Source organism: Gelidimonas denitrificans (assembly GCF_055694065.1).
Genome location: NZ_CM146350.1, coordinates 3,354,256 through 3,378,947 on the forward strand (window position 1 = coordinate 3,354,256; position 24,692 = coordinate 3,378,947).

Sequence of the window (24,692 nt, forward strand, 5' to 3'; positions counted from 1 at the left end):
CTATCAGGAAAACGCCGGGATGCCGGTAATCGCACGGCCCAGAATCAGCGCATGGACGTCGTGCGTGCCTTCATAGGTATTCACTACTTCCAGATTCACCATGTGCCGGATCACGCCGTACTCGTCCGAGATGCCGTTGCCGCCCAGCATATCGCGCGCCATGCGGGCGATATCGAGCGACTTGCCGCAGGAATTGCGCTTCATGATCGAGGTGATATCGACGGCGGCAATGCCTTCATCCTTCATCCGGCCCAAGCGCAGGCAACCCTGCAGGCCGAGCGATATTTCAGTCAGCATATCGGCCAGTTTTTTCTGGATCAATTGATTGGCGGCCAGCGGCCGGCCGAATTGCTGACGGTCCAGCACATATTGGCGCGCACGGTGGAAGCAATCTTCGGCCGCGCCCAATGCGCCCCAGGCGATCCCGTAACGGGCGGAATTCAGGCAAGTGAACGGGCCTTTCAGGCCGCGCACGTCGGGGAAGGCGTTTTCTTCCGGGCAGAACACGCCGTCCATCACGATTTCGCCGGTAATCGAGGCGCGCAGGCCGAACTTGCCGTGGATTGCAGGGGCCGTCAGACCTTTCATGCCTTTTTCCAGCACGAAACCGCGAATCGCGCCTTCGTCATCTTTGGCCCAGACCACGAACACGTCGGCGATCGGCGAGTTGGAAATCCACATCTTGCTGCCGGAGACGCTGTAACCGCCCGGCACTTTCCTGGCGCGGGTGATCATCGAACCGGGGTCGGAACCGTGGTTCGGCTCGGTCAGGCCGAAGCAGCCGATCCATTCGCCGGTCGCCAGCTTGGGCAGGAATTTTTGCTTTTGGGCTTCGGTGCCGAATTCATAGATCGGCACCATGACCAATGAAGATTGCACGCTCATCATCGAACGGTAGCCGGAATCGACCCGCTCCACTTCGCGCGCGATCAGGCCGTAACTAACGTAATTCAGGCCGGGGCCACCGTATTGTTCCGGAATCGTCGGCCCCAGCAAGCCGAGTTCGCCCATTTCACGGAAAATCCCGGGATCGGTTTGCTCGTTGCGGAACGCTTCCAGCACGCGCGGCTGCAGTTTATCCTGGCTGTAGGCGCTGGCAGCGTCGCGCACCATGCGTTCCTCGTCGCTCAGTTGCTGGTCTAGTAACAGAGGGTCGTCCCAATGAAATTGTGCTTTCTGGTGCATTTTGTTCTCCTGATGAATTTTGTAGTAATGCCGGCCACTGTACGAGAATGACTGGCCGCATGCAAACGCGTAATATGCATCAGATTGTGCGTTTTACGCACACATTAGGAGATGCATGTCCATAAAAAACCTTGTCCACGAAAAACACGAAGGGCACGAAAAAAATGGACTCGGAGTGCGCCGGAACATTGCAAATCCTACGAACTGGTAGTTGTATATTTTATATACGCAATAAATATATGCGGCAAATGCCATAAAAATGACGATACTCCTTATTTTTTAAAATAATCTGGTTGTGATTTTGGTTCGTGCTCTTCGTGTCTTTCGTGGACAATAATTTTTAAATGGTGCCAATGGCATTGCACATGCGCAGAAAAATTCCGAACACCAAGGCACTGATGGCTTTTGAAGCGGCCGCCAGACACCAGAGTTTTACCCAGGCGGCGCTGGAATTGAGCCAGACTCAGAGTGCAATTTGCCGGCAAATTGCCAGCCTGGAAGAGTTTTTGGGCGTGCCCCTGTTCCACCGCAGCAAGCGCGGCGTGACGCTGACGGAAGCCGGCACAACCTATGGCCGCCAGGTCGCTCTGCGGCTGGACGAAATAGAACGCGACACGCTGGAACTGATGGCGCGGCGCGGGCTGGGCGGCAACCTGGAGCTGGCCATCGTGCCGACCTTTGCCTCCAAGTGGCTGATGCCCAGGCTGGCGCAATTTCATCAGGCACACCCGGATATTTCAATCAACCTGAGCACCAGCACCCGTCCGTTCCTGTTCAACGAAACCGGATTCGATGCGGCGATCCATTGCGGCGACGCCCACTGGCCGGGAACTGAAGCGTGCTTTCTGATGCAGGAAGATATCGTCCCGGTGTGCAGCCCGGGCCTGATCGCGCCGCGCAAAAAGCTGACCCCGAAGCAGGTGCAGGAATATCCGTTGCTGCAGCAAACCACGCGGCCGTATGCCTGGCATACCTGGTTCGCATCGTTCGATCTGCAGGTGGAACATGACATGACCGGGCCGCGCTATGAACTGTTTTCGATGCTCACGCAGGCGGCAATGCACGACATGGGGATCGCGCTGATCCCGCGCTTTCTGGTGGAATCCGAATTGAAAAGCGGGCAATTGATCATTCCTGCCGACCATTATTTCGTCAACAACAAATCGTATTACCTGGTCTACCCGGAGAAGAAAGCGGAAAGCGCAGTCCTGAAACAGTTCCGGGACTGGCTTGAAAACGAGGCGAAATCATATCGCCAGGGAATTGCTCAGAATTGATGCCGGAGGGTGATTAGCCCCGGCGCTGCTGGCGCTCTTCCTTCAGCATTCTGGCCTTGATGCGGTTGCGCTTGAGCGGCGACAGATATTCGACGAATACCTTGCCCTTGAGGTGATCCATTTCGTGCTGTATACAAACCGCCAGCAAGCCATCGGCACTGACTTCGAACGCTTTGCCGTCTGCGTCCAGCGCCCGCACCTTGACCTCGGCCGGCCGCTCGACGCCATCATAGACGCCCGGCACCGACAGGCAGCCTTCGTCATACAGCTTGGTTTCGCTGCTGGCCCAGAGGATTTCCGGATTGATGAATACCTGCAAATCGTCTTGCGTATCCGAGGTGTCGATCACCAGCAACTGTTGATGGACATCGACTTGCGAGGCGGCCAGGCCGACGCCGGGCGCTTCGTACATGGTGTCAGCCATATCCTTGATGAGTTTTTTCAGGCGCGCGTCAAACACCGTCACCGGCTTGGCGATCTTGTGCAGGCGCGGATCGGGATACAGCAGAATATTTAATAGTGGCATACGATTTTTTACGCAACGGCACCACGGTGCCGAAAAGGATTTTCTCTTGCTAGTTCAAGGTTTTATGGGCAGAATTTGATTCAATTTGGCAAGTATTGCCGTGCATCCACTTGTGTGCGTACACCACATTTGCAGCGCTGCATCCGACACCAACTCATGCCCACTCATTGAATAACATCATGAAAAATTTTAGCACAATCGCTCTGAAATTGACCGCTGCACCTATTTTCGCTGCATTGGCTTTACTGACTGTACCGACTGCGCAGGCAGCCTCGTGCGCGTTTCTGTCGAATGCCCCGGATCAGCATACGGTGGTGCGCGGCGACACCCTGTGGGAAATTTCCGGAAAATTTTTGCAGCATCCGTGGTGCTGGCCGCAAGTGTGGGGCTTGAACCGCGATCAGATCCGTAATCCGCACTGGATTTATCCAGGCCAGATTGTGTATTTTGACCGCGTAGCCGGCCGCCTGCGGCTGGGGTCAAAAGCCGCTCTTGGCGGTTCGCCGAACGTGCGGCTGTTGCCCGGAATCCGCACCGAAGGCTTGGGTCTGGATGCGATACCGGCGATTGCCGCCAGCAGCATTGAGCCGTTTCTATCGCAACCATTGATAATCGAAGAAAACCAGCTCGACGATACGCCGCGCATTGTCGCGGCCCAAGAGGGGCGCGTGTTCCTTGGCAAAAATGACAAGGCGTATGTCCGGGGCGATCTGCAGGGCGGCACCTCGTTCCAGGCATTTCGTCCGGGCAAGCCGTTAAAAGACCCGGAAACCAAAGCGGTCATCGGTTTTGAAGCGGTCTATCTTGGCACGCTGAAACTGCAGCGCGCAGCCAGTGCGGAAAATGAAGCGCACACCTTTACGGTGGTTACGTCCAAGCAAGAAATGGGAGTCGGCGACCGCCTGTTGCCGGTACCGCCAACGCCGGTCCTGAATTACATGCCGCATCCGCCGGAAACCCCGGTCGCCGCGCGCATCGTGTCCATCTACGGCGGCGTAACCCATGCCGGCCAGAATCAGGTGGTGGCGATCAACCGCGGCAAGAACGACGGCATCGATATCGGTACAGTGCTTGAATTGTCGCGCTATGGCCAACTTATCAAGGACCCGGCCGATAAGGGCAAGACCATCAAGCTGCCTGACGAGCAATACGGTACGCTGTTTATTTTCCGGGTCTTCAACAAAATCTCTTACGGCCTGATCATGCAAGTCACCGACTCGGTCCAGGTCGGAGACGTGGTCAAGTCGCCCGAGTAATCAACCAACTAAGCAATTAACCGATATCAATTCCACGATGACAGATACCGCAGGCGCGGCGCGGCCGGAGGAGTTGGCGCACTGGTTGCGGCTGGAGCAGACGCCCGGCGTCGGCCCCGAGACCGCGCGCAAGCTGCTGGCGGCCTTCGGTTTGCCGGAAAACATTTTTTCGACCAACTTTTCGGCGCTGAATAAGGTGGTGTCGCAGCGCGTCGCGCAAGCGCTGCTGGCGCCGCCTTCCGACACCACCCTGACCCTGATCGACAAGACGCTGGCCTGGAGCGCGCAAGCCGACAATCACGTGCTGACGCTGGCAGACGCTGGCTATCCGCCAGCGCTGCTGAATATTTCCGACCCGCCGCTGATGCTGTATGCGAAAGGGCGGCTGGCGCTGCTGTCGGCTCCGGCGCTGGCGGTGGTCGGCAGTCGCAACGCCACCGCGCAAGGGATTGCCAACGCCGACCAGTTTTCGCAGGCGTTGAGCCAGGCGGGGCTGACCATCATTTCCGGCATGGCGCTGGGAATCGACGCGGCCGCCCATCAGGGCGGTCTGCGCGGCGCCGGATCGACCGTGGCCGTGATCGGCACCGGCACCGATATCGTCTATCCGGCCCGCAATCGCAGTCTGGCGCACCAGATTGCCGATGGCGGCTGCATCGTCAGCGAGTACCCGCTCGGGATGCCGGCGATCGCCTCCAACTTCCCGCGCCGCAACCGCATCATTTCCGGACTGGCGCGCGGCGTGCTGGTGGTCGAGGCGGCGCTGCAATCGGGTTCGCTGATCACCGCCCGCATGGCCGCCGACCAGAACCGGGAGGTATTTGCGATCCCTGGCTCGATCCATTCGCCGCTGTCCAAAGGCTGTCATCTGCTGCTCAAGCAAGGGGCAAAACTAGTCGAGTCGGCCCAGGACATACTGGAAGAGTTGCGTGATTTCAAGCCGGCCTCTATTCCAGCAGCGGTTGCAGCGGCTGGCACTGCCAGCGCCAACCCGAAAGACCCGCTCGCCAGCCGGCTGCTGGTTGCGATGGGCTTCGATCCGGTACCGGTGGACCTGCTGGCGCAGCGCAGCGGCTTCGATATCTCCACCCTCAGCACCCAACTGCTGATGCTCGAACTGGACGGCTTGGTGGAGCGACTGCCGGATGGCGCCTATCGTCGCTTAGGCTAAGTTTACGCAGGCGTGCTGCCGCCACGCCTGCCATGTGGGCCAGCTCCTGGCCCTAGCCCATTTGCAGCGGCTAAAATTTCCCCTATTCAACGCAAATATCTTGCCTCCCGGCATACCTTTCTGCGTTATCGAACCCCGCTTGAATGCACATTGGAAACAACCTGTGCATACCCTCAGGAAGAACGTTGATTTCAATCAACAAACACAATTAAATCAATGGCTTACAAGAAACTTTCAACGGATTGCAGATTGTTAAAAAAGGACACGCGCTGTAACCTGATTATTCAGTTATCAACTATTACGGTACACGAGTCAGCTGCAACCTGACCTCCATCCGAAAGGTCTAGCAGCGCGATAGGAGGGGATCATCCAGATGATCCGCTGCGGATACCGATAAGAATAGAAAAAGACAGAAAAATGCTATATGCCTCGACTTTCGCGCGGCGACTCCAGCCGGTACTGGTTTTGCGTTTATCCAGCCCGACCGGGCTGGCCTGTCCTTATGCAGACTTGCTACTCGATAACAACATTCAACTGATTGAGAAACCGACACTGGAAACAGCCTATCGCGCGATAAATGACGGCTGCCGTGTGGGCCTGGTGATCATCCGGGAAGAACAGGATTTGCATCAAATGGATGTCTATGAAAAATTCCTGAACATTAACCAAATTGCATGGGTCGGCCTGTTTTCCCAAGAACTCATTCTGTTGCCCTCTATCAGGAAATTCATCAGCGAACGCCTGTTCAATTTCCTGACCATCCCGGCCGAGTGCGAACACATCGTCCTCGCGCTGCAGCACGCCTGGAGCATGGCATTCGTGCATGACGCCCACAAGATATCCGCCGATGAAGCTTCTGCCTCCAAACTCAATGCCACCATGGTGGGCAGGTCGGCGCAGATGCAGCGCCTCGCCCGGCAAATCAGGAAAGTGGCGAATACCGATGCGGCCGTGCTGATTACAGGGCCATCCGGCACCGGCAAAGAACTCGCCGCGCTGTCGATCCATCATCAGTCTTCCCGCAATGACGCGCCGTTTGTAGCGGTTAATTGCGGCGCAATTCCGGCAACGTTGTTCCAGTCTGAATTGTTCGGGTATGAAAAGGGGGCTTTTACCGGTGCCAACCAGCGCAAAATCGGCCGCATTGAAGCGGCCCAAGGCGGCACCCTGTTTCTCGATGAAATAGGCGACATGCCATTTGACATGCAGGTCAACATGCTGCGCTTCCTGCAAGAAAAAACCATTGAGCGCGTCGGCGGCACGGCGTCCCTGACCATTGATGTACGCGTTATCGCCGCGACCCATATCAACTTGGAGCAAGCAGTCAAATTAGGGCGTTTCCGCGAAGACTTGTATTACCGCATCAATGTCATTTGCATCACCACGCCGCGCCTGGTCGAATGCACCGAAGACATAGAACAGCTTGCATTGCATTACTTCAGGCAATTCTCGCAAGCACACAATAAAAGCTTGCGCGGGTTCTCCAAAAACGCGATGAAAGCGATGCTGCAGCATGATTGGCCCGGCAATGTCCGCGAATTAATCAATCGCATCCAGCGTGCGACGGTGATGGCGGAAGGCCGTTTCATCAAGCCGGAAGACCTCGGTTTTCGTGCCAGCGATACCGCAGAAGAGCAGATTTCGTTGGAACACGCACGCGCCACCGCTGAAAGAGAAACCATTCAGCGCGCGCTGACTCAGGCCCGCAATCAGATCTCCCGTGCGGCCCAATTGCTGGGAATTTCACGGGTGACGCTGTACCGTCTCCTCGAAAAATACCAGCTCCGTGCTGCCATCACAGCACATGAAAGCGACACAACGATGGATGCCGCGCCGCAATAAATCAAATCCAATCAGACATGATCGCGGCCAATTTTTCTAACAGCGCTGCCCGCGTTTATTGCAGACAAACTTTGATTTCGAACAACATTAAAAACAACCCTTTCTTTACCATCCAATTACAAGATGCAGGGTTCCATCTACGCTGCAGTAGGGGCAGGAGAGCATTTGCACTTGTAAATCAATCGCGTCTGCAAAATCGGCGCGATGACGACCAACACTTCAAAATACAGCGTGCCCGAACGCTGGGGACAACAGGGGATTACACATGACGCAAAAGCTACGATACGTCGGTTATGCAGGTTGTTCCGCCCTGTTGCTAGTGGGTGCGATAGCCTCCGCCGAACCGGTCACCGGCACTCAGGAGGAGCTCGCCACCAGACTCGAGTCGATGAAGCAACAACTGGCTGAACAAAAAGAATTGCTTGAATCCCTGAAGCTAACCGTGGCAGAGCAAAGGACCAGCCTGCGGGAAGTACGCCGTACCGTTGGCATCGATGTATTGGCCAGACAACGTGGCGCAGGTAAAGTCGGCGCGCCGGAAGAGTTGACCTTGGCCCAGGCCGAGCCACAGAATACCCAAGCGGTAGGTCAAGCACCTAGCCAGGATGGCCGGCCGCCAGAAGTGGCCCCGCTCTTTGAGCAACCGGGTGTACTGACCCCCAAAGGAAAATATGTACTGGAGCCTTCGTTGCAGTTTGGGTACTCCTCCAGCAACCGGGTGGCGCTGGTCGGCTACACCATCATTCCAGCGCTTCTGATCGGCTTGGTGGATGTGCGCGAAGTCAAGCGCAACACTTTCACCGGCGCGTTGACCGGGCGCTTCGGCATCAACAACCGCCTCGAACTGGAAGCCCGGGTGCCGTATGTATATCGTTCAGATGCCGCCATCAGCCGCGAAATCTTCGATGGCTCCGCAACAGAAAGAGTGTTCGACACCAGCGGCAGGGCGCTGGGCGATATTGAACTGGCGGCGCGTTACCAATTGAATGAAGGCGGGGTCGACAAACCTTTCTATATCGGCAGCTTGCGCTTCAAATCGCGCACTGGCAAAGATCCGTTCGAGGTGGTGACCGATTGCGCCCAGCGCTGTGTTGGCAACACCACGGGCACCGGCTTGCCAACGGAATTACCGACCGGCTCCGGCTTTTATTCCTTGCAGCCGAGCCTGACCTGGCTGTTCCCTTCCGACCCGGCGGTATTTTTCGGCAGCGTCAGTTATCTGCACAACTTCAAGCGTTCTGACGTCAGCCGCAGAGTTCTGGGCGGCGCCGAAGAATTCATCGGCACCGTCGCACCCGGCGATGGGATTGGATTCAATTTCGGCATGGGTCTGGCCTTGAATGAAAAATCCTCCTTCAGCATCGGCTATGACCATAGCTCGATCGGCAGGACCAAGCAAAATGACACGGTGGTGCCAGGCTCGGTCAGGACGCAGCTTGCCACTTTGCTGGTCGGCTACTCCTATCGTTTGAGTGAAAAAACGACATTGAGCGTATCAGTTGGTGCGGGCCTGACGCGCGACACACCAGACGTATCGCTCACCGTCAGATTGCCGATGACGTTCTGACCAGAGGAATATGCGCTGGGAGGCTCGTGCATGCTTGAAGCTTTGTTACATGGGAAGTCCGCATACTGCGAGTAAGGTTGATGAAATACGTATTCCACCTGTCTGAACCCGGGCCAAAAACGCAAGTTCGCGACCACTGGGGCCTGCCCCTGAACCTGCAGGTCTGCCCCGGGTGCGGGACTTTCAACCACAAGATGGCGACGATCTGTACTAAGTGCGGTCAGCCATTGTCTGCGGCAAAAACGGCAACAGCCCCTCCTGTCACAAGCGCTGACACCAGCGCCGACACGAAAGCAGCATCAGCAAGAGCCGCTGCAACGGGCGATATCCAGCCGGAAACACCCGACATCCTGAAGAGTCCGCCGGCCATGGCCGCGCCGTCCGCTGCAATCCCGCCCCAGGCTGCGCCCGCCTCCGCTCCAAACACCGTCAACTCGATGCTGGCATCTTCAGCCGTTTTCCAGCAGCAGAAATGGCTGCGCCGGGCCTGGCTGGCGGCGCTGATTCTGGCCATATCAGGTGCGGCAGCTTTGCTCGTTTCCTCTTTCTTTCCGCCGCCGCCTGCAACGCCCTATGCTGAGAAACAGCCCAGCAAGGACGTCGTTCACAGCGTGGCAGCGCCGCCCCTGGTCAAGCCGGAGCCTGCCGCCACGGCGACGCAAGCGCAGACAGGGTTGCCTGACAATCGACTTGCCGAGGCGGCTCCGGCCATCCCTGAGCGAGCGGAGCCCATGCCCATAGTGCCTCCGACTTTAGAGAAGAGCGAGAACGCAGCCCTGCCACGGACGGCAAAGGGCTTGAAAAAACAGCCGGCGCAAACCGGCAGTCGGCAGGAACGTATCAACCGGGAAACCGCCGCCCCCGAAGTACCCACACAGACGCCACGTGAAAGAGAACCCACTGCCCCGACCCATACTCCATGTTCCGAAGCCGCACAGGCGTTGTCACTATGCAATTTAGATTAAATGAGAGCGATATCATGAGAAAAATCTGCTTTATCGTCTGTTTTTTGCTGGCGTTGCCGGGGCTGGCCTTGGCCAGGGCGGAGTACAAAATCGTGACTGCGTCCGAACGCGGCACCTACATCCAGATTGGCCGCGATCTCGCAAAGTGGGTTGCCGATCCGGCTGGCATAGACTTGGAAGTGCTGCCCTCGAAGGGTTCGGCGGAAAATGTGCAGCGGCTGCGTTATGAGCCCGGCGTCAAGTTCGCGCTGGTGCAGTCCGACCTGTATCAGGCGCTGCTCGATCAGGCCGCGGCGGGAAACAATCCGGCAGGACAGCTGATCCGGCCCTTGCGCGTTATTCTGCCGCTGTATGACGAAGAAATTTACTTTGTCACGCGGGCCGATTCACCGCTCAAATTCATCCATGAAATGAAAGACAAAAAAATCAATGTGGGCCCGGTCGGCAGCGGCACCGCACTGTCATCGACCACGCTGTATCGGCTGATGTTCGGCCAGCCCTTGCCTGATGCCAACGCGAGCTACCTCTCCAACGAGGAAGCGCTGCTCAAGCTCACCGGCGATAAATCGGTGGATGTGGTGATCATCGTTGCCGGCCAGCCTGCCAAATTGTTGGTGGATATGAAGCCTGAAGCACGACAACTCATCAAGCTGTTGCGCCTGGATGACAAGGCACCCGAAATCATGCGGGCTACCAAGACCTATTTTCCAGCCGTCATACGCAACACCAGCTATCCCAACTGGCTGGGCGAAGATATACCAACGCTGACGGTCAAGGCGTTTCTCGTGACCTACGACTACAACTTGAAACAGACCAAAGGTCAACTGAACCGCTTCGCACAAGCTCTTTGCCTGAATTTCGACAATCTGCAGAACTTTGGGCACCCGAAATGGAAGCAGGTCAAAATGGAATTGCCGCAGCTCGGCAAAGGATGGGCCTATTACCCGCCGATGGAACATGTGCTGCGTGCTTGCGTGGCGCGTCGTGCCACGCAAGCCAAGGCCAAACCCACGCCGCTAGCCAAGGAATGTAGCCAGCAAGAGAAAGTGCTTGGACTGTGCGGCATCTGAGCCTGAAAACAGCAGCGCAGCGCTGCTGTTACGCATTGTCCGCGCAAGATGCGCTGTATCTATTCAGCCTACTATGAGGTTGATATCCAAGTGACAGCTTTATGTCATTGGCGGTTGTATGGACGCTGTTTTTGATGTTAGGCCGCTTGGGACGCAGCCGTTTGTGTGCTGCAGAAAATGGATCAGAAATGAAGGCTGTTTGAGCGAAGCGAGTTCCTTCATTTCCCATTTTTTGCAGCACATAAACGGGTACCCGAAGGGCAAGTCTGCGGTCGCCTTTCTTTTGCTTACTTTTCTTTGGCGAAGCAAAGAAAAGTGAGTAGCTGTCGGGCTACCCCGACAAAGCATCCACGAAGGGCAAAGCGATTAATTAAGTCGTCGACTTTGCAGTCACCCTCTCCCCAACCCTCTCCCGCAAGCGGGCGAGGGGGTATTCATAGCGAGGTGAACAGTTACGATGTGCTCATATACAACAGGAGTATCACGATTTTCATGGCATTTCACGCATATATTTATTACGTATATTAAATACACTCAGGATAGTACCTGCATGATGCGCAACATCGGCTCATCGTTTGATGGGTTTCGATATAACGCGCATCTGCTCATCTGGTTCCCACTGAATTGCTGATGGCGTCCCTCAGGACAGACTGCGCATTGATACCCTTGAGCAGACCCAGACTGTTAGTTGTGGTATCGATGATCGTCAGGTTCTGGATGCGCTGGTTGTTCAAGGTATTCTGGATCACTGTGGCGCCGACGGCCTGTGATAACGCACCTGGCTGAAGCGTGTTGCCCGAACCATTTTGAACCAGGTTGACCGTACTTGCGGCAGCACTCAGCATTGCGGCTTGCGCGCCGGTAACCTTGCTGACATCCGGGATGGTGAAACTGGTGGTAGTTGCCAGGTTGCCGTTGATATACACCGCGCGCTGAATGCCGAAGGAAACCAGCAGCCCTGACCCGGCATCGAAACCGCCGCGCAGTTGATCGAGATTGGTGTCGCTGACGGCGGCGATCCATTTATCCGTCGCCGGCCTTTGTTTGCTATTACCTTGTTCGCTACTACTCTGCTTGACTTCAGCCATGCTTACTGGCTGTGGCTGGGCCGGCTTCTCCGCTGCCATCTGTTGTTGCGCCACTGGCAGTACTGGTCCGGGGTCCAATGCAGCGATCGCCTCCACCCTTGGCAGAGGCGATTCCACTGCTTGCGCGCCAGAGGCGAAAGTCTCTGGCTGGTTTGCTGATGCTGCTGAGGCTGCAAACGGCAGCTTGTTTTCTGCCTGTCCCACAACTGCTACGGGCGGCAATAGCTCCCAGTTGTCGGACACGGCGACGGGTTCGGATTGTTCCCAATTGTTGGCTATCGCCTGAGTATCTGTGGTTGCTGGCATCCCGTCCAAGCTGAGGGAAAGCGTCTGCGCCAGTTGCGCCGGTTCACGCCCGTCGGTTTCCTGTTTGAGTAAAATAGCGTTGGTCGACCGCAGCCCGTCATATTGGGATAACGGTGGCGGTGGCACGCTTTTATCTTCGAGCAGGCTCAGGATAAGTTTATCCATTGCTTCTTCGTCGTATGCGGGGGGCGTCGTGCGGTTTGTAACAACGGTGGATTTGTCGTCGGACGGCGGCTTAACTGCTGGCATTGCCGGATGGGCTGCAGATGCGATGTGCAACTGTTCGATGCTGTGGTCACTGCATACGGTCACGTACTGGCTAATTGCCAAAGCCTCTGCCAGCGCCGGCAGTGCGCAGTCTGCGGGCGCTGGCGCGGCGGCAGTTGCCGACCGGGTTGGCGCAAACCCGCTGGCCGTATCTGCCACATGCCCCGCACCGGGGCCCGCCAAGCTGCCATCTTCCGCCAGTGCGACGCCCATGCAAGATATGCTGGCACCAATTAACGCGCAGAGAGTCGCAATTTTTTGATGCGCTTGCTGTTTCATATAATCCTGTCAAAAAAATCCTGTCAAAAATCGCCTGAACCCATTTTGGGTATAGTCACATTGCTTAATCCATCGTTGTTGATGCCGGCGCTCAAAGGCGCCCTCGGGGCGACGCGCCAATCGGCCGCATCGTTGAATTTAATCGCTCCCTGTGGTTGCTTGTGTATGACAAACAGGAGCTTATTCACCCATGCCGCTTCAAAACTGGTGCGTGGAATCGCCCGCGTTCCACTGGATGGATCGCCGATCAGAATCCGGCCGTCACGCATCCCTTTAATCACGACAAAATGGTGGTAGCCCTTCTCTTCAATCAGCACAATGGCTGGCAAGCCAGTATCGGCCAGCTTTTGCAGCGGTTGCTCAAAGCCGTCTGCCAGGAAACCGTGGTTAGCCAGATACTGCTTGATATCCAGCAGGGAAAATCCTTCCTTCTGAATTTTTTGTTGATTGCCGCGGGCAAACATTTCTTCAAACACTTGCTGCTCGCTGACCGGGTAACCATATTGGTGGGTGAGCAAGGTAGCAACTGCCGCTGAACCACAGCTGAAATCATATTGCTGCCGCAATGTCGCCTTGAAACGGGCTTCTTTCAAGCTGGTCACAGGCACCGCATATTTCCCGCCTGCATAGCCCGGCAAATCCAAAGCACCCACCTGCAGTGGCGTCAGCGCCAGCGTTGCAGAGGTCATGACCAGCGCCAATAAGTTATTCATGATTATTTGAATTGCACGTTAACAACAGTCGCGTTCTGGATCAATACATTGGCGCCTGTATTCTGGATCACGGTGGCAAAACCGTTGGAATTGGCAAATGCAGCGCCGTTAATGGCATTGCTTCCAGTGTTCACATCGCTGGCCGAATTGCGCGCTACGGAGCCGCTCAAGGTCATGTCATTGATGACTGTGTCGGTGCCGCCACGATAACTTTCCAATTGACCGGCTGTCAGCGCCGGCCCCATTCCAATAACGACCGGTGGTAACGCTGCGTCGGCTGGCGACAGTGTTGCCGACACGGCGAAGCCGGGTGAACATATTGCCACTGCCAATAGGGCCTTGAGCGCATAGTTGATTGATTGCATGTTGTTCTCTCCTTGGTGACGCCTGGCCGATAAGTTGGCTGAATCTGCATGCCAACGACATCTGCCCAAATGTCTGGAAATCACGGGCTTAAAGGTCCGTTTTCTTGTCTGATCGAAAATGGTTAATCTTTTCGCTCTGCGGCTTCCACCTTGTTGCCGATCCAACCCCGGCGCTGGGTGCGTATCCAATGCACCCAGCGCCGGGTAACGCTATTACCTGCCTAGGTTCAAGTTGGCTTGAACGTTCACACTTTGCTGTACTAGTGAAGCGAAGCCGCTGTTCTGGCTTATTACCATGACGCCTGCAGCAGATTGCGCTGCGCTCGTCATGGTGTTGGACATGTTGAAAGTACCGGCATTGACGGCGATGTTGCCGCCAGCGCCGCCAGCTCCGCCAGTGCCAGCACCGCCAGTACCGGCTGCGCCTGCACCACCGGCTGCGCCGGCGCCACCAACACCACCAGTGGCAGCGCCATTGCTGGCAGTAGTGGTTGCACTGCCGCTGGTTGCTGAACCGCCGACGCCACCAGTCCCACCTGTGTTGCTGGCAGTGCCGCCAGCGCCGCCAGTGCCGGTTGCTGTACCGCTGCTGGCAGTTGATGCGCCGGCTGTTGCTGCGCCACCAGTGCCGGTTGCTGTACCGCTGCTGGCTGTCGCGGCGCCGGTAGCTGCACCGCCGGTGCCGGTACCTGCGCCACTAGTGGCTGTGCCGTCAGCGTTACCGCCGACGCCGACAGATAAACCGAGGCCAGCACCACCGATACGTGTAGGGGCAAAACTATTATTGTTGCCCCGACCATTAGCGCCACCACCGTAGCCGAGGCCACCCAAAGCCGCGGCGTCACCGCCGCTAGCCTTGTTGCGAGCGCTGGACTCACCCTTGGCGAAACCGCCTACAGATACGTTGAGGGCCCCAGCTTTGCCGGAGTCACCCGCGCCATAGCCACCTTTGGCGCCGCTGGCAGCAACAGCCTTGCCGCTAGTGCCGTCGCCGTCGCCGCCACTGCCGCCACGGGCGTGTTTGGCGTTGCCGCCGTCGCCGCCGTCACCACCGGAAGCTCTGCCGCTGCTGGCAGTAGCCTTGACGCTGCCATTTTTGGCGTAGCCGCCGTCACCGCCACTGCCGCCTCGAGCGCCGTCACCGCCGACGCCTTTAGCGCCGATGCCTTTGCCGCCGTCGCCGCCATTGGCATTGCCGTAGCTCGATGCATTGTTACCGATGCCTAAGATCGTGTTGCCGCTTACGCTGCCCTCCAGCTTGCTGACTGCGATCGCCTTGTTGGTATTGAAGGCGTTGCTGAAATTGGCGGTGGCGGTAGAGCCATTGTTGGCTGCTGCCGTACCGTACCCTTCAGCCTGCGCTTTGCCTTTGTTCTGGTTGTGCGAATCGGTTCTGGTGTCGGTATCAGTCTTGGTGATGGTGGTGGTCTTGGTGTCGTTGTCGTTCTTGGTGATGGTAGTGGTCTTGGTATCGTTGTCGTTCTTGGTGATGGCCTTGTTGTGCGAATCGGTTTTAGTGTCGGTATCAGTCTTGGTAAGGGTAATGGTCTTGGTATCGTTGTCGTTCTTGGTAATGGTCTTGTTGTTGCTATCAGCGGTGGTCCTGGTGTCCGTATCGGTATTGGTAATGGTCTTGTTGTTGCTGTCAGTGGCAGTCTTGGTGACCGTCACTTGAGCCATTGCCTGACCAGCAAGGCCGAAAGCAACAGCGATGGCAGATGCCAATAAAGTCTTTTTCATGATAGTTCCCTTACCGAAAGTTGAAGAAGATTGTTCAAAGATTAGCCTCGCAAGCCAACCCATGCACACCTGAGCAAATTCGATGCCAGGAAAACCTCAGCCAATTCAAGCCTTTGAAAAATATGAAGAAAATCTATTTTTACTGGCAAATACCGGTTCTTTTTCAGATAAAAAAAGCGCCATGCGCCGATCGAAAAAACAGACCTGTCACATCCACGTTACAGTCCGCCCGGATTCCTTATTCTTCGCATTTGCGTTGCCACAAAGTTAACAATATTTCATCAATCAATTCAAGCGCCTAGTCGGCCCTGTCAACCACTACGCCAGGCAAAAACAGCTGTCTCAAATCTGTTACGTTAAAACCGGTTTGGCACAGATTCAAGTGGCCGCAAGGATCAGGCCTCCAGCGGCATTGCACTGCTTTGAAAAAGCTGTTTTTCATGGGGGGAAATCCGCACTCGGCACGCTAAAAATCCTGCTGTGATAGCAAACGCAATCACGCCAATAACGTATTCAGCACAGTGTAAAAAATTCGCAATGACCTCGCATCCAAAGATGCGCCTACTACATGATGTCGGTGTTTGCGTCAGCCTTATTCGCATCAGGATGAATGCCGTGTTTTTCCATCAACCGATACAGGGTCATGCGCGAAATGCCTAAGTCATGCGCTGCGTGGGTAATGTTTTTACCGGTGCGTTGCAAGCTGACATGAATTGCGCTGCGTTCGGCGCGAATGCGGGCATCGTCGAGCGCATCGCCACTGCGCAGCCCGCTGCGCCGCTCCAGACCGAGGTCCTGCGGTGTAATCAAACGGCCTTCCGCCATCACCATCGCACGCCGCACCCGGTTGATCAGCTCACGCACATTGCCGGGCCAGTCATGCGCCTTGACCGCATGCATGGCTTTGCCGCTGAACCCTCTTAACCTTGGGTTTCTGTCCTGTGCAAACACCTTGAAAAAATGGTTGGCCAATAATTCCAGATCTTCCTTGCACTCCCGCAACGGTGGCACATCGAGCGGCAGCACACTTAATCGATAAAATAAATCTTTCCGAAAAAGTCCTGCCGCCACCGCCTTTTCCAGGTTCACATGGGACGCTGCAATGACATGCGCATCCACCTCGATGCTGTGGGTGCCGCCCACACGATTGATGGTTTTTTCCTGCAGGAAACGCAATAGATTGGTCTGCAGATCCATCGGCAAATCACCGATTTCATCCAGAAATATGGTGCCGCCCGCAGCGGACTCGATCAGGCCACGCTTTTCCTTGGCGGCGCCGGTAAATGCGCCGCGCTCATAGCCGAATAGTTCGGACTGGATCAAATTTGCCGGAATCGCGCCGCAATTGACCGCTATGAAAGGACCGGCCGCACGTACCGAATTCTTGTGTATGGCCTGCGCCGTTAGCTCTTTACCGCTGCCGCTCTCGCCCCATATCAGGACCGGCGCATTGGCACTGGCGATTTTCAATATCCGCTGACGCAGGTTGTTAATGGCCGCGCTCTGACCGACAAAACCCATATTCCAACTGTGGTCAGCCGCTGCATCGGATTCGTGATGCAAGCCTGCATAACCAAAAGCATGGCCCAGCGTATGGTTCAAACGTGGTTCATCTATCGGCCAGGTATGGAAGTCAAACAAGTGCTCAAGCATCAGTTCGCGACATACACGCGACTGCATCGCATTCGGATGAAAAACTCCGACCCATTGCATCGACCAATGCATTTTCAGAAAGCTATCGATTTCACCATACGCCTGGGCGTCGATCTGATGCAGCAATAAAATGCCGACTCGCAACGGCTGATCGCGCAATATCCTGCCGGCAGCCCTGACATCAGCGGCACAACACACCTCCCACGCCGCTGACAAGCGCAACGGCGCTGACATCTCGGCTGGGCTACCCAAAGTAATGCACAGCAGTTTCCGTAAGGTCATAACCATCCTTATTTGAGTTCACTGATGCGAATAGACAGCCCGGGCATGGCCTGCCGTGCGTTTGAAGCGCTGTCAATGTGCGGACCTGATTCCATGCAAATGCATTGACTTGCCATTATTCGAGCAAACTCCATGCCATATAGGCAAGCCATTGATTTCAATGTATTTTTGTGTATGCATCGCGAAATTTCTGTCCGTGGATGTTCGCTCTTTGACGCACATATCGCGCTGCCAGAGATGAGATGACGCGCTCGTGTATCCGCTATCAGCGCAGAATCTACGGTTCTGAAGGTTTGACAAGGAACGTACAGAAAACTGACAATTTTCAACTGCAAAATGCGCAATCAATATAAGTGTGCATCGTGTGCATCCGTCAGCTGCGTGCGGCAATTTTCAATGGCGCTTGCGCATGTCCTATTTCAGGCTCCGTCCCGGGTTGTCTCATGCGAAGCCAGATAATGTGTGACCGGATCGTTGCCTGGCCCGATAGTATTTTTAGTCAGATTGTAAAATGGGACACCCGCTGAATTCCCGACGCATGCAGACCAGTCACCGGTACTCCCGACACGCATGAAAACAACCCGCCCGCAATGCAACAGATCCCGCCGATCATGATGGGAAACCCAATCAACGAACGCCGCCTGAGCACCAAACGTCCCAGTTTGCATCGTGATCAGAGCGTCCACAGAGGGAATAACGCATGAGCCATAGTCCAGACCTGGAAACGCTGCTAAACGACGTGCGCGCTTGCCGCGCATGCGCATCCGATCTGCCGCTGGGTCCGCGCCCGGTGCTGCGCGCCAGCGCAACCGCGCGCATTCTGATCGTGGGGCAAGCGCCCGGATTACGGGTACACACCAGCGGGATCCCTTGGGACGACCTCAGTGGCGAGCGCCTGCGTGCGTGGATGGGAGTCGACAAGGAAATATTCTATGATGCTTCGCGCATCGCCATTATCCCGATGGGCTATTGTTATCCGGGCCGCGGCAAGGGTGGCGATTTGCCGCCGCGCCGCGAATGCGCGCAACTCTGGCTCGATCAGTTGCTGGCGCGCATGCAGCAGATCGAGTTGACACTCCTGATCGGCCAATATGCACAACGCCATTTTTTGGGCCAACGGCGCAAAGCGTCGCTGACCGACACGGTCAGCGCCTGGCCGGAATACGCACCGCAATACATTCCACTGCCCCATCCATCACCGCGCAACCAGCCGTGGTTCAAGCGCCATCCCTGGTTCGAACAGCAATTGATTCCAGTCTTGCGCACACGCATCGACGCACTCCTGGGTTGAACCTGAAAAAATCAGCTGGACAGGCGTGATGGTGTATTTTTTCGTTGTCCATGCCGAACGCGCAAAAAAAAACTGCCAACGCCCTTGAATCGGGCGCTGGCAGCCAATTTTCCTCTGATTCGGCTTATTTCTTGGCCGCTGCCAATGCTTGTGCAATCCAGCTGTCGAAGATTTTTTGGTGCGCCTTGATCCAGCCGTTGGCGTGGCGCTCGATGTCTGCGGGCTTGTTCTCGCCCTTGCTCATGCGCAGGTTTTGCGCGCTAATGTCGGCAATGGGCAATTGCATCAATTCAAACAGCTTGCCGGCGGCCGGGTTGGCCTCGACGAACTTCTTGTTGGCCACGATTTGCTGCTTGTTGATGACAAAGCCGTAATTCTTGCCATTCGGCAGCTTGGTGTCGAGCTTGGTCTGTTCGCCCGGCAGCGACGAAAACGGCACTTCCAGCCACACCACTTCGCGCCCGGGGCGCAACTGGGCGCTGACCCAGTACGGCGTCCAGGTGTAGTAGAGGATCGGCTTGCCTTGCTTGAAGCGCGTGATGGTGTCGGCAATCAGTGCGGAATAGCTGCCTTGCTTGTGCGTCACCGTATCGCGCAGCTTGTAAGCGGTGAGCTGGTGCTCGATGACCGCCTCGCAGCCCCAGCCAGGATCACAGCCGGTCATGTCGGCCTTGCCGTCGCCGTCGGTGTCGAACAGCTTGGCAATTTTGGGGTCAGTGAGCTGGCTGATGTTGGTGATCTTGTACTTGTCGGCTGTCTTCTTGTCGATCAGGTAGCCCATGGCCGCGTTGTCCGTGTACACGCCCTTGCGCGAAAGCTTGGCGTCGCCGCCGGAGTTTTTGTAAAAGTCGGCGTGCAGCGGATTCCAGTGATCGGCTATGAAAGTGGCGTCGCCGTTGGCAACCGCGATGTGTGCGGCCGGATACGCGACTTCCTTGATCGGCTGCACCTCGTAGCCGAGCTTTTGCAACGCCTTCGATACCAGCAGCGTCTGGAAAGTTTCTTCGGCAACCGGGCTCTGCAGCGGCATTACCTTGATGTCCTTGCCGGGTAAGGTAGCGGCCGAGACTTGCGCCAGGCCCAGGGCCAGCAGGCCGCCGGCCAGCAGCGTGCGCGTCAAGCGCCGTGTGGTCATTGTTGTCATGAGGTTGGCTCCTTTAGTTCAGGGGTGGGGAAACAGTTGGGTTGCGTACTGTTTGCTACTTCGGTTGCTTCGGTTACTGCGCACCGGATGCGGGGGCCGGCGGTTCAGCAGCTGCGCCGCCGGACGGCTTGTCACCGCGGCGCAGCAGACGCCACGCCAGCCCAGCCGGGCCGGTCTGCCACCAGTGCCGCACGCCGCGGCGCGGCTGACCCGCAGCTTGCGTGATGCGGTCCAGCGAAATCGCCAGCAGCACGATGCCCAGGCCGCCCACGGTGGCCAGGCCCATGTCCAGCCGGCCAATACCGCGCAGCACCATCTGGCCCAGGCCGCCGACCGCAATCATGGAGGCGATCACCACCATCGACAGCGACAACATCAGCGTCTGGTTGACGCCGGCCATGATGGAAGGCATCGCCAGCGGCAGTTGCACCTTGACCAGCAGTTGCCAGGGCGAAGCGCCATAAGCGCGCGCCGCCTCGATCAAATCGGGCCGCACCTGACGGATGCCCAGGTTGGTCAGACGCACCAGCGGCGGCAGCGCAAAGACGATGGTGACGATCACGCCGGGCACGTTGCCGATCCCGAACAGCATCACCACCGGCACCAGATACACGAAGGCGGGCGTGGTTTGCATGGCGTCCAGCAGCGGACGCATGATGTTCTGGGTGCGATCGCTGCTGGCCAGCAGAATCCCCAGCGGCAAGCCCACGGCCAGGCAAAACACCAGCGAGGTCAGCACCAGCGACAGCGTGACCATGGCCTCGGGCCAGATGCCCAGCATTACTACCACCAACAACGATATCACCGTGCCGAGCGCCACTCCACGGCCGGCAAACTGCCAGGCCAGCAGGCCGAACAGCGCCACCATAGCCAGCGAAGGCACGCTTAACAGCAAAGCTTCAACCCAGGTCAGCGTACTGTCGATGGGCGCGCGCACGGTCTGGAAAAAAGGACGAAAGTGCAGCACCACCCAATCCAGACCCTGGTTGATCCAGGATTCGATGGGCAGCGAGCCGTCCCACAATTGCTGAATCTGCCAACCGCTTACACTGCCGCTGCCGCCATCGGCGGGCACGGCAGCGGTTGGCGCGTCCAGCCAATTGCTTCCTGCCGCAGCGCTGTCGTCTACGGAGCCGGCCGGCGCCGGGCTACTGAGCCAAGGGTCGGCGTCTGCTGTGGGCGAAGCCGCCGGACTAGCCGGCGCGGCGCTGTCCCAGGGAGAAGGACTGGCGCTGGAACTGGCGCCGGGATCGATCGGGTGCGCCTCTGGCGTGGATGTGTTTTGCATGAGGGGAACCTTTCAGAGTCAGGACGCGGGCACCGCTGGGGTGTCGCGATCCAGGAATTTCAACAGGGTGGTCTTGCTGATGGCGCCGCAAAAGCGTCCATCTGCGGTCACCACGGGCACCGCGTAGGGCACTTGCGCCACCTGGCCGAACAATTCGCTAACCGGTGCATCGGCGGCAATCGGCGTCACGTCCGGCAAGTAGGCGTGCACCAGGCCGAGGGGGCCGACATGATCGTGCAGCGCTGCGTGCAGCGAGTCGGCCGAGACCACGCCCAGGTACTGCTTGGTTGGGCTGACCACATAAGCGTAGTTGCGATCCTGATCCTCCAGCATCTTGAGCGCGGCGCGCGAGCCCCAACTGGAATGCTCGGATACCACGATCTGTTTTTTTTGCGCGATGTCGACAGCCTTGAACACGGCCGCCGCATCCACGCCATATATGAAGCTGCGCACATAATCGTCGGCCGGATTGCGCAGGATTTCGTCGGGCGTGCCGACCTGTACCACATGGCCGTCCTTCATGATGGCAATGCGATCGCCGATGCGCATCGCTTCATCCAGATCGTGCGAAATGAAAACCACGGTGCGGCGCTTGACCTGCTGCAGCCGCAACAGCTCCGACTGCATCTCGGTACGGATGATCGGGTCCAGCGCCGAGAAAGCTTCGTCCATCAGCAGGATCGAGGGGTCCGAAGCCAGCGCCCGCGCCAAACCGACGCGCTGCTGCATGCCGCCGGAAAGCTCGTCCGGGTAGCTCGCGCCCCAGCCGGCGAGGCCGACTTGCTCCAGCGCCTGTGCGGCCTGAGAAGTGCGCTCGGCGTGACCGACGCCGGCCAGTTCCAGGCCGAACGCCGTATTGTCTTGCACCGTCAGATGCGGCATCAGCGCGAAGGATTGGAACACCATGCTGATGTCCTTGCGGCGCAACGCGCGCAACTGGGCGTCGGACAGATCGTTGATATCAGAGCCGTCGACCAGGATGGTGCCGGCAGTCGGTTCAATCAGTCGGTTGAGCAAGCGCACCAGGGTCGACTTGCCCGATCCGGACAGTCCCATGATGACGAAAATTTCACCCGCCTCGATGGTGAAGCTGGCGTCGAACACACCGATGGTTTTGCCGGTGCGTGCCAGAACCTCTTCTTTGGTGCAGCCCTGGCGGACTAATTCGAGTGCATCTTGCGGTGCATCGCCGAACACTTTGAATACATGGTTGATGCAGATTTGTTTTGCCACGGTGTATGCCTCCCTTGGTTAATTAGTTGAACACAAGGCCCGGCCGCTTAGGCGTTTTGGCCAAAGCACGAACCGGATGATAGCACAGAACAGCTATTGATACTAGATGGGGGTATATTGCCATATGCCAGCTGCCCGCACATAATGCGTGGCACTCCATGAATACTGCCGTAAAACATGTCACCCTGGCGGGCTGATCCGGGCTCCCCGGTGGCACCGCGATAAACATATAGACATACTATAACCCCGCGCGCTATACGGCGTCGGCGGCGCGTGTTACCGTAGTCGCTGCCCCTTTCTCAATGCGTTTTTTGGATTCGACCTCAAGCCATGTGCCAACTCCTCGGGATGAATTGCAACGTCCCCACCGACATCGTTTTCAGCTTCACCGGCTTCGCCACGCGCGGCGGCCGCACCGATGAACACAAGGACGGCTGGGGTATCGCCTTTTTCGAAGGTAATGGGGTGCGTCATTTTGTCGACCACCTGTCCGCCGTGGAGTCCCCGATTGCCGAATTGATCAAACGCTATCCGATCAAATCCAAGAGCGTGGTCGCGCATATCCGCAAGGCCACCCATGGCGCGGTGGCGCTGGAAAACTGCCATCCGTTCGTGCGTGAATTGTGGGGACATTACTGGGTGTTTGCGCACAATGGCGACCTGAAAGAGTTCACCCCAGCGCTGACGGGCGCTTACCACCCGGTCGGCAGCACCGATAGCGAGTATGCGTTTTGCTATATTTTGCAGCAATTGCGGCACCGTTTCGGCGAACAACGGCCGACCAATGCGCAACTGAAAATCGCACTGCAGGAACTGTGCAGCGAGATCGCCCGCCACGGCACATTCAACATGATGTTGTCGGACGGCGATGCGCTGTTCGTCCACTGCTCGACCAAACTGCACTACATTGTGCGGCGCTATCCTTTTGCCACTGCAAAATTATCGGATGAAGATATCAGCGTCGATTTCTCGCAAGTCACCACCCCGCAAGACTGCGTCGCCATCATCGTCACCGAACCGCTGACGGCCAACGAGAACTGGATCCAGTTTGCGCCGGGCGAACTGCAGGTGTTCGTCGAAGGCGTGCCGGCCGCGCTGTAGTCCGTTTTCAAGGCAATCCTGATTCAGTCCGCAACGTATTCTGCGACTTACCGCCTTGTTGTTCTAGGTATAATGCGGGGCCGAATATTTCGGTAGGTAGCACGTCTTCAGGGCGGGGCGAAATTCCCCACCGGCGGTAAATTCGGCGCATGATTCGTGCGCCCGAACAAGCCCGCGAGCGCTTGCAAGGCGAATCCGGAATGCCCGGATTCGCCTTGCAAGGTCAGCAGATCTGGTGTGATTCCAGGGCCGACGGTCATAGTCCGGATGAGAGAAGATGCGCCATGCGTAAAGTGTCCGCGGTCTGTACCGTGGGCGCTTGCGTTTGGCTATTCAAAAACCCTGAAACGTCTTTTGCGCATTCTTTTTGCCGGAGCGTTTCAATCATGTTTATCACCACCGCATCAGGTTCCACTCCTCCTTCCACCAACACGGAAAACCCACCGCAAGCCCCATTCGAGCAACGCTTGCAACGCGCGCTGTCCGATTTGCGGAGCGGACGCCCAGTCTTGCTAATGGATGATTTTGATCGGGAGAATGAAGCCGATCTGATCCTCGCCGCCGAAAAAATCAGCACCGAATCGATGGCGAGACTGATCCGCGATGGCAGCGGCATTGTCTGCCTGTGTCTGACCGACGAGAAATTGCAGCAGTTGCAATTGCCGCCGATGGTCGCCAAAAATGAAAGCCGTTACGGCACCCCATTTACCATCAGCATCGAGGCCAGGGATGGCGTAACCACCGGCGTATCGGCAGCGGACCGCGTCACCACCATCCTCGCCGCGATTGCCGCCGACGCGCAACCGGATCACCTCGCTCGGCCCGGGCATGTGTTCCCGCTGCGGGCGGCGCCCGGCGGCGTATTAAGCCGGCGCGGTCACACCGAGGGCTCGGTCGATCTGGCGCGGATGGCAGGGCTGATGCCGGCTGCCGTCTTGTGCGAATTGATGAACCCGGATGGCAGCATGGCCAAGGACGATGACATCACGGAATACGCCATCGCTCATGATCTGATCATGTTATCGATCGATGAGTTGGCCAGCTATCGCTTGCAACAGCAAATCTGATTCGCACTCATGTTAA

22 protein-coding genes and 1 riboswitch are annotated in these 24,692 nt (G+C 57.1%); of the genes, 10 read left to right on the plus strand and 12 right to left on the minus strand.

Annotated elements, in window-relative coordinates; all coding sequences use genetic code 11:
• Positions 1-3: 3 nt before the first annotated feature.
• Entirely contained in the window at positions 4-1,185 is a 1,182-nt protein-coding gene (locus FKCLFG_RS15590) for an acyl-CoA dehydrogenase (protein ID WP_472613977.1), read from the minus strand.
• Between the two features lie 365 nt (positions 1,186-1,550).
• Here FKCLFG_RS15590 and FKCLFG_RS15595 point away from each other — a divergent pair, with 365 nt between their 5' ends.
• Positions 1,551-2,462, plus strand: a complete 912-nt coding sequence (locus tag FKCLFG_RS15595) for a LysR family transcriptional regulator (RefSeq protein ID WP_472613978.1) — start codon at positions 1,551-1,553, stop codon at positions 2,460-2,462.
• Positions 2,463-2,475: 13 nt separating this feature from the next.
• Here the strand turns inward: FKCLFG_RS15595 and def are convergent, their stop codons facing one another.
• On the minus strand, positions 2,476-2,988 hold the full coding sequence (gene def, locus FKCLFG_RS15600) for a peptide deformylase (protein ID WP_472613979.1): 513 nt from the start codon (positions 2,986-2,988) through the stop codon (positions 2,476-2,478).
• A 179-nt stretch (positions 2,989-3,167) separates the two neighbouring features.
• On the opposite strand from def, the gene FKCLFG_RS15605 reads away from it, so the two are divergent.
• The 4 genes from FKCLFG_RS15605 to FKCLFG_RS15620 all read left to right on the plus strand — a co-directional run bounded on the left by FKCLFG_RS15605 (position 3,168) and on the right by FKCLFG_RS15620 (position 8,824).
• On the plus strand, positions 3,168-4,244 hold the full coding sequence (locus tag FKCLFG_RS15605) for a LysM peptidoglycan-binding domain-containing protein (protein WP_472613980.1): 1,077 nt from the start codon (positions 3,168-3,170) through the stop codon (positions 4,242-4,244).
• A gap of 37 nt (positions 4,245-4,281) precedes the next feature.
• Positions 4,282-5,415, plus strand: coding sequence for a DNA-processing protein DprA (gene dprA, locus FKCLFG_RS15610; RefSeq protein WP_472613981.1), 1,134 nt, complete (start codon positions 4,282-4,284; stop codon positions 5,413-5,415).
• A 417-nt stretch (positions 5,416-5,832) separates the two neighbouring features.
• The gene (locus tag FKCLFG_RS15615) at positions 5,833-7,257 is read left to right on the plus strand and encodes a sigma-54 interaction domain-containing protein (RefSeq protein ID WP_472613982.1); all 1,425 of its coding nucleotides are present in this window, start codon (positions 5,833-5,835) and stop codon (positions 7,255-7,257) included.
• Positions 7,258-7,522: 265 nt separating this feature from the next.
• Positions 7,523-8,824, plus strand: coding sequence for an acetate kinase (locus FKCLFG_RS15620; protein WP_472613983.1), 1,302 nt, complete (start codon positions 7,523-7,525; stop codon positions 8,822-8,824).
• A gap of 220 nt (positions 8,825-9,044) precedes the next feature.
• Here the strand turns inward: FKCLFG_RS15620 and FKCLFG_RS15625 are convergent, their stop codons facing one another.
• Positions 9,045-9,338 (minus strand): hypothetical protein, encoded by a 294-nt coding sequence (locus FKCLFG_RS15625; protein ID WP_472613984.1) that lies wholly within the window; start codon positions 9,336-9,338, stop codon positions 9,045-9,047.
• A 90-nt stretch (positions 9,339-9,428) separates the two neighbouring features.
• A complete protein-coding gene (locus tag FKCLFG_RS15630) occupies positions 9,429-9,563 on the minus strand; it encodes a hypothetical protein (RefSeq protein WP_472613985.1) in 135 nt (44 codons plus the stop codon).
• 240 nt (positions 9,564-9,803) lie between these two features.
• On the opposite strand from FKCLFG_RS15630, the gene FKCLFG_RS15635 reads away from it, so the two are divergent.
• The gene (locus FKCLFG_RS15635; RefSeq protein WP_472613986.1) at positions 9,804-10,859 is read left to right on the plus strand and encodes a TAXI family TRAP transporter solute-binding subunit; all 1,056 of its coding nucleotides are present in this window, start codon (positions 9,804-9,806) and stop codon (positions 10,857-10,859) included.
• A gap of 605 nt (positions 10,860-11,464) precedes the next feature.
• On the opposite strand, the gene FKCLFG_RS15640 is transcribed toward FKCLFG_RS15635, so the two are convergent.
• The 4 genes from FKCLFG_RS15640 to FKCLFG_RS15655 all read right to left on the minus strand — a co-directional run bounded on the left by FKCLFG_RS15640 (position 11,465) and on the right by FKCLFG_RS15655 (position 15,617).
• Positions 11,465-12,733, minus strand: coding sequence for a hypothetical protein (locus FKCLFG_RS15640; protein WP_472613987.1), 1,269 nt, complete (start codon positions 12,731-12,733; stop codon positions 11,465-11,467).
• Between the two features lie 89 nt (positions 12,734-12,822).
• Positions 12,823-13,512 carry a C39 family peptidase gene (locus tag FKCLFG_RS15645; RefSeq protein ID WP_472613988.1) on the minus strand — a complete coding sequence of 230 codons (690 nt, stop codon included), beginning with the start codon at positions 13,510-13,512 and terminating at the stop codon, positions 12,823-12,825.
• 2 nt (positions 13,513-13,514) lie between these two features.
• Complete coding sequence (locus tag FKCLFG_RS15650; protein WP_472613989.1) at positions 13,515-13,877, minus strand: hypothetical protein; 363 nt, start codon at positions 13,875-13,877, stop codon at positions 13,515-13,517.
• 213 nt (positions 13,878-14,090) lie between these two features.
• The gene (locus tag FKCLFG_RS15655; protein ID WP_472613990.1) at positions 14,091-15,617 is read right to left on the minus strand and encodes a hypothetical protein; all 1,527 of its coding nucleotides are present in this window, start codon (positions 15,615-15,617) and stop codon (positions 14,091-14,093) included.
• 82 nt (positions 15,618-15,699) lie between these two features.
• Between FKCLFG_RS15655 and FKCLFG_RS15660 the strand changes: the two genes are divergently transcribed.
• The gene (locus FKCLFG_RS15660; protein WP_472613991.1) at positions 15,700-15,888 is read left to right on the plus strand and encodes a hypothetical protein; all 189 of its coding nucleotides are present in this window, start codon (positions 15,700-15,702) and stop codon (positions 15,886-15,888) included.
• A 293-nt stretch (positions 15,889-16,181) separates the two neighbouring features.
• Here FKCLFG_RS15660 and FKCLFG_RS15665 read toward each other — a convergent pair whose 3' ends face one another.
• Entirely contained in the window at positions 16,182-17,552 is a 1,371-nt protein-coding gene (locus tag FKCLFG_RS15665; protein WP_472613992.1) for a sigma-54 dependent transcriptional regulator, read from the minus strand.
• A gap of 700 nt (positions 17,553-18,252) precedes the next feature.
• Here FKCLFG_RS15665 and FKCLFG_RS15670 point away from each other — a divergent pair.
• A complete protein-coding gene (locus tag FKCLFG_RS15670) occupies positions 18,253-18,843 on the plus strand; it encodes a uracil-DNA glycosylase family protein (protein ID WP_472613993.1) in 591 nt (196 codons plus the stop codon).
• A 124-nt stretch (positions 18,844-18,967) separates the two neighbouring features.
• On the opposite strand, the gene proX is transcribed toward FKCLFG_RS15670, so the two are convergent.
• The 3 genes from proX to proV form a co-directional block, all read right to left on the minus strand.
• Complete coding sequence (proX, locus tag FKCLFG_RS15675; RefSeq protein WP_472613994.1) at positions 18,968-19,987, minus strand: glycine betaine/L-proline ABC transporter substrate-binding protein ProX; 1,020 nt, start codon at positions 19,985-19,987, stop codon at positions 18,968-18,970.
• Positions 19,988-20,060: 73 nt separating this feature from the next.
• Positions 20,061-21,275, minus strand: coding sequence for a glycine betaine/L-proline ABC transporter permease ProW (proW, locus tag FKCLFG_RS15680; RefSeq protein ID WP_472613995.1), 1,215 nt, complete (start codon positions 21,273-21,275; stop codon positions 20,061-20,063).
• 18 nt (positions 21,276-21,293) lie between these two features.
• A complete protein-coding gene (gene proV / locus FKCLFG_RS15685) occupies positions 21,294-22,508 on the minus strand; it encodes a glycine betaine/L-proline ABC transporter ATP-binding protein ProV (RefSeq protein ID WP_472613996.1) in 1,215 nt (404 codons plus the stop codon).
• A 330-nt stretch (positions 22,509-22,838) separates the two neighbouring features.
• Here proV and FKCLFG_RS15690 point away from each other — a divergent pair, with 330 nt between their 5' ends.
• A complete protein-coding gene (locus tag FKCLFG_RS15690) occupies positions 22,839-23,609 on the plus strand; it encodes a class II glutamine amidotransferase (RefSeq protein ID WP_472613997.1) in 771 nt (256 codons plus the stop codon).
• A gap of 99 nt (positions 23,610-23,708) precedes the next feature.
• A riboswitch (FMN riboswitch) is annotated at positions 23,709-23,892 on the plus strand.
• 103 nt (positions 23,893-23,995) lie between these two features.
• On the plus strand, positions 23,996-24,676 hold the full coding sequence (gene ribB, locus FKCLFG_RS15695; protein WP_472613998.1) for a 3,4-dihydroxy-2-butanone-4-phosphate synthase: 681 nt from the start codon (positions 23,996-23,998) through the stop codon (positions 24,674-24,676).
• Positions 24,677-24,692 lie beyond the last annotated feature (16 nt).

Excerpts from the sequence above, each read along its gene's own strand:
- FKCLFG_RS15590 (WP_472613977.1), bottom strand. The coding sequence starts at position 1,185 with ATGCACCAGAAAGCACAATTTCATTGGGACGACCCTCTGTTACTAGAC.
- FKCLFG_RS15595 (WP_472613978.1), top strand. The coding sequence starts at position 1,551 with ATGCGCAGAAAAATTCCGAACACCAAGGCACTGATGGCTTTTGAAGCG.
- def (WP_472613979.1), bottom strand. The coding sequence starts at position 2,988 with ATGCCACTATTAAATATTCTGCTGTATCCCGATCCGCGCCTGCACAAG.
- FKCLFG_RS15605 (WP_472613980.1), top strand. The coding sequence starts at position 3,168 with ATGAAAAATTTTAGCACAATCGCTCTGAAATTGACCGCTGCACCTATT.
- dprA (WP_472613981.1), top strand. The coding sequence starts at position 4,282 with ATGACAGATACCGCAGGCGCGGCGCGGCCGGAGGAGTTGGCGCACTGG.
- FKCLFG_RS15615 (WP_472613982.1), top strand. The coding sequence starts at position 5,833 with ATGCTATATGCCTCGACTTTCGCGCGGCGACTCCAGCCGGTACTGGTT.
- FKCLFG_RS15620 (WP_472613983.1), top strand. The coding sequence starts at position 7,523 with ATGACGCAAAAGCTACGATACGTCGGTTATGCAGGTTGTTCCGCCCTG.
- FKCLFG_RS15625 (WP_472613984.1), bottom strand. The coding sequence starts at position 9,338 with ATGGCCAGAATCAGCGCCGCCAGCCAGGCCCGGCGCAGCCATTTCTGC.
- FKCLFG_RS15630 (WP_472613985.1), bottom strand. The coding sequence starts at position 9,563 with ATGGGCATGGGCTCCGCTCGCTCAGGGATGGCCGGAGCCGCCTCGGCA.
- FKCLFG_RS15635 (WP_472613986.1), top strand. The coding sequence starts at position 9,804 with ATGAGAAAAATCTGCTTTATCGTCTGTTTTTTGCTGGCGTTGCCGGGG.
- FKCLFG_RS15640 (WP_472613987.1), bottom strand. The coding sequence starts at position 12,733 with ATGGGCGTCGCACTGGCGGAAGATGGCAGCTTGGCGGGCCCCGGTGCG.
- FKCLFG_RS15645 (WP_472613988.1), bottom strand. The coding sequence starts at position 13,512 with ATGAATAACTTATTGGCGCTGGTCATGACCTCTGCAACGCTGGCGCTG.
- FKCLFG_RS15650 (WP_472613989.1), bottom strand. The coding sequence starts at position 13,877 with ATGCAATCAATCAACTATGCGCTCAAGGCCCTATTGGCAGTGGCAATA.
- FKCLFG_RS15655 (WP_472613990.1), bottom strand. The coding sequence starts at position 15,617 with ATGAAAAAGACTTTATTGGCATCTGCCATCGCTGTTGCTTTCGGCCTT.
- FKCLFG_RS15660 (WP_472613991.1), top strand. The coding sequence starts at position 15,700 with ATGCCAGGAAAACCTCAGCCAATTCAAGCCTTTGAAAAATATGAAGAA.
- FKCLFG_RS15665 (WP_472613992.1), bottom strand. The coding sequence starts at position 17,552 with ATGACCTTACGGAAACTGCTGTGCATTACTTTGGGTAGCCCAGCCGAG.
- FKCLFG_RS15670 (WP_472613993.1), top strand. The coding sequence starts at position 18,253 with ATGAGCCATAGTCCAGACCTGGAAACGCTGCTAAACGACGTGCGCGCT.
- proX (WP_472613994.1), bottom strand. The coding sequence starts at position 19,987 with ATGACAACAATGACCACACGGCGCTTGACGCGCACGCTGCTGGCCGGC.
- proW (WP_472613995.1), bottom strand. The coding sequence starts at position 21,275 with ATGCAAAACACATCCACGCCAGAGGCGCACCCGATCGATCCCGGCGCC.
- FKCLFG_RS15690 (WP_472613997.1), top strand. The coding sequence starts at position 22,839 with ATGTGCCAACTCCTCGGGATGAATTGCAACGTCCCCACCGACATCGTT.
- ribB (WP_472613998.1), top strand. The coding sequence starts at position 23,996 with ATGTTTATCACCACCGCATCAGGTTCCACTCCTCCTTCCACCAACACG.